Source organism: uncultured Roseovarius sp. (assembly GCF_913054395.1).
GTDB lineage: Bacteria > Pseudomonadota > Alphaproteobacteria > Rhodobacterales > Rhodobacteraceae > Roseovarius.
In genome coordinates this window covers 1-5,560 of sequence record NZ_CAJXIP010000188.1, presented here as the reverse complement: position 1 = coordinate 5,560, position 5,560 = coordinate 1, and the positions used below count along the sequence as shown (strand labels likewise).

Sequence of the window (5,560 nt, the reverse complement as noted above, 5' to 3'; positions counted from 1 at the left end):
AACGGTGACGTCGCACCCGGCCGAAGCTAGGCAGCGCAGTATGTTGCGCTTCGCACCATAGTCGATTGCCACAACCTTATGCACCGGGTTTTCCTGGCGGGTGTAGCCCTCTGGCCAGGCCCAACGCATTTCATCCCAGCGATAGGACTGTGCACAGGTCACGGTCTTGGCAAGGTCCATCCCTTCCAGCCCGGCAAAGGCCCGCGCCTTGGCGACCAGGGCGGCAGTGTCGAAATTGCCTTCGGGATCGTGGCAAAGGGCAGCATGCGGCGCCCCCTGCTGGCGGATCGCACGGGTCAGGCGCCGGGTGTCGACCCCGCCGATGGCAATGCGCCCGCGCCGCGCCAGCCATGCCGCAAGATGCTCTTGCGCGCGCCAGTTGCTGGGCTGTGTCGGATCCCATTTCACGACCATGCCTTCGGCCACCGGATCGGTGGTTTCGTCATCCTCGGGGGTGACCCCGGTATTGCCGATATGGGGAAAGGTGAATGTCACGATCTGCCCTGCATAGGACGGGTCGGTCATGATCTCCTGATAGCCGGTCATCGCGGTATTGAAACACAGCTCTGCGGTGGTCTCGCCCGTGGCGCCAAAGCCATGGCCATAAAACAGCGTCCCATCCGCAAGGGCCAGGCAGGCGGTCGGGCGGGTCTGGGGCGCGTGGGCCATGGCAGAGATTCTCCGGATGTGTGCAAATTGGCGCGAACCTAAGGGGGGGTCCGGGCCGGGTCAAGGCACTAGATGGCCCAGTTTGCGGCCAAATACCACTCCCCGGCGCCCGCCCGCCAACAGTTGCCACGCCTGAGCGTTTTGGCTAGTCTGCGGCACTTGGGACAAACCATGGGGATGGAACGGAATGGAATTGCGGGATCGCATCAATCAGGCCTTGAAACAGGCGATGAGAGACAAGGCCACCGCGCGTCTTGCAACGCTGCGGCTGATTAGCGCGGCCATCAAGGACCAGGAGATCGCCGGTCGCGGTGTCGATGGGGCCCCTTGCGTGGGCGATCCGGAAATCATGGCGATTCTCGCCAAGATGACCAAACAGCGCAATGAAAGCGCGCGCGCCTACGAAGAGGGGGGCCGCCTTGACCTTGCCGAGCGTGAGCGCAGCGAGATCGAAGTGATCGAAGAATTCCTGCCGCGCCAGCTTGACGACGACGAGGTTGCCGCCGCGATCGACAAGGCGATCGGCGATGTCGGCGCCACCTCGATCCGCGACATGGGCAAGATCATGGCCAAGCTCAAGGAACGTCACGCCGGGCAGATGGATTTCGGCACGGTCGGCCCGCGCGTCAAGGACCGCCTGGCCTCTTAACCCGTCATCGGTCTTGGCGGGCGCAGGGCATCGGCCAGTTCGCCGTAAAGCACCTTGCGCTCGCCCTCGGACAGGAAGGCCCCGATTTCGACCTCGCGGCCCCTGCCCTTGAGCGTGATGTAATGTGCGACCGGCCCGCCGGTGGGGTGGATGGTGGCCCTGGCCCAATAGCGGTTGCACTCCCACTCCTGAACGTCGCCGCGCGGATTGGTGCGCACGAGGTGCACCGTCTCGGGGCCGATTTCGAGCACCTCGGTGATATTGGCGCTGCGGTAGGAATGCTCGAGCCCCCACCAGACCCCGGCCAGCGCCAGCATCAGAAAGGGCAGCAGCCCCCAGAGCACCACCGTCCCGAGCAGCGGATAAAGCGGCACGGTGATCAGGGTGAAGGTCGCCAGCACGAAGGCCGCAAAACCGCGTCGCGGCAGGGACCGGTGCGGCCAGAGCGTCAGCCGGGCCTGCGGGTTCTGGTCGGGCGGGGATGTCCATTCATAAGGCATGCCCTGTTTCTAGCCCATGATCCCGGATTGAAAAGAGGGCGCGCGCGAATAGTTCACAAAGGGCGCGGCACTGCGGCCGTGCCCCGGCCTTGAAGGTCAATATATGCGCGGAGGGCCTGTAAGCCGGATTTTGTCCAGGGGGTTGCCCCCCTTGGATGACCATTCATCTTGAGACGCTGTTGCCAACGCCTCTCTAGCTGCCAACCCGGACCACTGGGCCAAGACGTGCCTGCGGGCGGTATCGGTTGCCCGACCTGCCCCGCGCGCGGTCCCTATTTGGCATTGCTCCCGGTGGGGCTTGCCGTGCCGGTTCGGTTACCCGTCCCGCGGTGGGCTCTTACCCCACCGTTTCACCCTTACCCGTGCGCAGTCTCCCTTGGCGGACCGCAGGTGCGACGGGCGGTTTCATTTCTGTGGCGCTTTCCCTTGGGTTGCCCCAGCCGGGCGTTACCCGGCACCGTTGTCTTGTGGAGTCCGGACTTTCCTCGACACCTTGCGGTGCCGCGGCCATCCGGCCCTCCGCGCGAGAGTGACTTAGGCGCTCGGGGGCATGCGGTCAACGGGGAAGCGCGTGGCAAGGTCGCGAATGGCACCGCAATCAGCCGCCTCAAGCGGCCCGCTCGCAAAGGGGCGAAACCGCAGACGAAAGGCGGCCAGAGTTGTTTCAAGATCATTCGCGCCGCTTGCGGGATAGCCGAAACGCCCGGCAGCGGCGAGGAACCCCCCTGCCCCGGTCTCGGTCTCAGTCTCTGTGTCTGTCGCGGCTTCGGTTTCGCCGGGCCAGACCGACAGACCTGCCTGCGCCAGTCGACGCCAATCAAACCGCGCACCGGGATCGAACTTGCGCGCCGGGGCCATGTCGGAATGGGCAATCACCCGCTCGGGCGGAATGCTCCACCGCGCCATGATCGCGCGCATCAGCCCCTCAAGTGCGCGCATCTGCGGCTCTGGGAAGGGATGCGCGCCGGTATTGGCAAGCTCGATCCCGATCGAGCGGGAATTTACGTCGACAACCGCGCCCCATTGGCCCGCGCCGGCATGCCACGCACGCTGATCTTCCTCGACCATCTGCCAGATATTCCCACGCTCTGAAATCAGGTAATGCGCCGAGACCTCTGCCTGCGCGTCACAAAGCCGCTCAAGCGCGGCTTCGGCGCTTTGCATTGCGGTGTAATGCAGAACGATCATATCGGGCAAGGCACCCATCCGCCGCGCACCGAAATTGGGCGAGGCGCACCAGCTGCACGCAGGGTGGGTGAAACCCACGCCCCGCCCCTTTAGCGGCCAACCGCCTTGCGGAACGGCGCCGGGTTCCAGCCACAGGCATAGCCATCGCCATCGGGATCAAGCCCAAGGCGGTCGCGTTCGGGGCCACCGCGCTTGAGAAACTCGACCTGTGCGAGATCAGGCGAGGCATATTGGGCGCAGTTGCGCTCGAACTTGCCAGTCTTGTTGATCCCGACGCGGCGATAGAGCGCCGTGCCGACAGGATGTTTCGTCTCAAGAGCATAGGCGACAATATTGGGGCCGACGTCACCGGGGCGACTGGCGACGGCCTCGGGGGTGATCACTTGATACTGCGCACGGTTCTGGGCAATCCGCGATGCGTCATCCTCGATCGAGCGCTGTTCGCCGACGGCCTCAAAGCTGTTCTCGCGCGAAATCCCGACGGAATTCATCACGCCCTCCGGCGCCGGATTGGACGGGCTGGCCTGAAGCACCGGCTGGCCGGAATTGGCGGCGGTGGCCTCCAGCGCGGCGCGCGCATCAGCGGCAAGATCGGCGTCTGACTGTGCCGCGGCGGTGGCGGATTGACTGGTGCCAGGGGACTCTGACGAAATGGCACCGGGTATCGGCAGGGCATTACCGGCCAAGGCGGCCTCACGCGCAGCTTTATCGCGCTGGTATTGCCCATAGTCGCCAAAGCCGACACCAGCAGCGCTATCGGGTACCGCGGGCGTACAGGCCGAAAGGGCCACAAGGGCAACCGTGCCAAGGATCAAACGCATCTGCTATTTCCTGCCATAATCTGTTTTGCGCGAGGTTTTACCACCATTTACCGGGCTTGGCCACAAACCCCGCCGCGCGCTCAAGCGCATAGGCGGTGTTCAGCAGGTCGCCCTCTTCCCAGGGGCGCCCGATCAGTTGCAGCCCAAGCGGCAGCCCCTGTTTGTCGATCCCGGCAGGCACCGAAATTCCCGGAAGGCCGGCAAGGTTGACGGTGACGGTGAATACATCGTTCAGGTACATCTGCACCGGATCGGCGTCTTTCATCTCGCCAAGGCCAAAAGCCGAACTCGGCGTGGCCGGGGTCAGGATCGCATCGACGCCCGCGTCAAACGCCAGTTCAAAATCGCGCTTGATCAGGGCGCGCACCTTGCGAGCGCGGTTGTAATAGGCGTCATAAAAACCCGCCGACAGCACATAGGTGCCCACCATCACGCGGCGCTGCACCTCATGGCCAAAGCCCTCGGCGCGGGTTTTCTCGTACATCTCGGTGATGCCATCGCCCTGCGCCAGCTTGGCGCGGTGGCCATAGCGCACCCCGTCATAGCGCGCGAGGTTGCTTGAGGCCTCGGCAGGCGCGATCACATAATAGGCAGGCAGCGCGTATTTGGTATGCGGCAGGCTTATGTCGCGGATTTCGGCGCCCGCGTCTTTCAGCATCGCCGTGCCATCGGCCCAAAGCTGTTCGATCTCGGCGGGCATGCCCTCCATCCGGTATTCACTGGGAATGCCGATGACCTTGCCCTTGATATCGCCGGTCAGAGCGGCCTCGAAATCGGGCACCGGAAAATCGACGCTGGTGGAATCCTTGGGGTCATGGCTGCACATGGCGCTCAGCATGATTGCCGAATCGCGCACGGATTTGGTCATCGGGCCGGCCTGATCGAGCGAACTGGCAAAGGCCACGACACCCCAGCGGGAACAGCGCCCATAGGTCGGCTTGATCCCGGTGATGCCGGTAAAGGCCGCAGGCTGGCGGATAGAGCCGCCGGTATCGGTGCCGGTCGCGGCAAGGCAGAGGTCCGCCGCCACGGCCGAAGCGGAACCGCCCGAAGAGCCGCCGGGCGTCAGCGCCGCATCATCATTGCCGCGCCGCCAGGGGTTGACCGCATTGCCGTAGGTCGAGGTCTCGTTTGACGAGCCCATGGCGAATTCGTCCATGTTGAGCTTGCCCAGCATCACCGCGCCTGCATCGAACAGGTTCTGGGTGACGGTCGATTCGTACTCCGGCCTGAAGCCTTCGAGGATGCGGCTGGCGGCCTGGCTTGGCACGCCCTTGGTGCAAAACAGGTCCTTGATCCCGAGCGGGATACCACACATCGACGGGGCATCGCCCGCCTTGATCCGGGTATCGGCGGCACGCGCCTGTTCGCGGGCGAGATCGGGGGTGTGATGCACAAAGGCGTTCAGAGCACCGGCGCCTTCGATCTGGGTCAGGCAGGCCTCGGTCAGCTCAAGCGCGGTCACATCACCCGTGCGCAGGGCATCGCGGGCATCGGCAATCGTGAGTTTGTTGAGATCGGTCATTATTCCACCACCTTCGGCACGGCAAAGAAACCCTCGCGCGCATCGGGCGCATTGGACAGGACCTTGGCCTGTTGATTGCCATCAGTGACACTATCGTCGCGCCGCTTGAGCCGCATCGGCGTGACGCTGGTCATCGGTTCAATGCCCTCGACGTCCACCTCGTTGAGCTGTTCAATGAAACCGAGGATGGTGTTGAATTCCTCGGCCA

The 5,560-nt window shown here is 64.2% G+C and carries 7 protein-coding genes and 1 other RNA gene; 1 reads left to right on the top strand and 7 read right to left on the bottom strand.

What is annotated here, in order from left to right; genetic code table 11:
• On the bottom strand, window positions 1–669 hold a 669-nt coding region (locus QZ522_RS17460; protein WP_294614605.1), incomplete at its 3' end, for a carbamoyl-phosphate synthase domain-containing protein.
• A 187-nt stretch (window positions 670–856) separates the two neighbouring features.
• Here QZ522_RS17460 and QZ522_RS17455 point away from each other — a divergent pair.
• Window positions 857–1,318, top strand: coding sequence for a GatB/YqeY domain-containing protein (locus tag QZ522_RS17455; protein WP_294614603.1), 462 nt, complete (start codon window positions 857–859; stop codon window positions 1,316–1,318).
• Here the strand turns inward: QZ522_RS17455 and QZ522_RS17450 are convergent.
• The 6 genes from QZ522_RS17450 to gatC form a co-directional block, all read right to left on the bottom strand.
• On the bottom strand, window positions 1,315–1,818 hold the full coding sequence (locus QZ522_RS17450; protein WP_294614600.1) for a DUF2244 domain-containing protein: 504 nt from the start codon (window positions 1,816–1,818) through the stop codon (window positions 1,315–1,317). The two genes, QZ522_RS17455 and QZ522_RS17450, sit on opposite strands and share 4 nt — an antisense overlap.
• A 103-nt stretch (window positions 1,819–1,921) precedes the next feature.
• An RNA gene (gene rnpB / locus QZ522_RS17445) (RNase P RNA component class A) lies at window positions 1,922–2,341 on the bottom strand.
• 11 nt (window positions 2,342–2,352) lie between these two features.
• Window positions 2,353–3,006, bottom strand: a complete 654-nt coding sequence (locus QZ522_RS17440) for an N-acetylmuramoyl-L-alanine amidase (RefSeq protein WP_294614608.1) — start codon at window positions 3,004–3,006, stop codon at window positions 2,353–2,355.
• Window positions 3,007–3,095: 89 nt separating this feature from the next.
• The gene (locus QZ522_RS17435; protein WP_294614596.1) at window positions 3,096–3,827 is read right to left on the bottom strand and encodes a hypothetical protein; all 732 of its coding nucleotides are present in this window, start codon (window positions 3,825–3,827) and stop codon (window positions 3,096–3,098) included.
• A 37-nt stretch (window positions 3,828–3,864) separates the two neighbouring features.
• On the bottom strand, window positions 3,865–5,352 hold the full coding sequence (gatA, locus tag QZ522_RS17430) for an Asp-tRNA(Asn)/Glu-tRNA(Gln) amidotransferase subunit GatA (protein ID WP_294614593.1): 1,488 nt from the start codon (window positions 5,350–5,352) through the stop codon (window positions 3,865–3,867).
• Window positions 5,352–5,560: Asp-tRNA(Asn)/Glu-tRNA(Gln) amidotransferase subunit GatC (gatC, locus tag QZ522_RS17425; protein WP_294614590.1), on the bottom strand; the 209-nt coding region annotated here is incomplete at its 5' end. The genes gatA and gatC, both read right to left, overlap by 1 nt.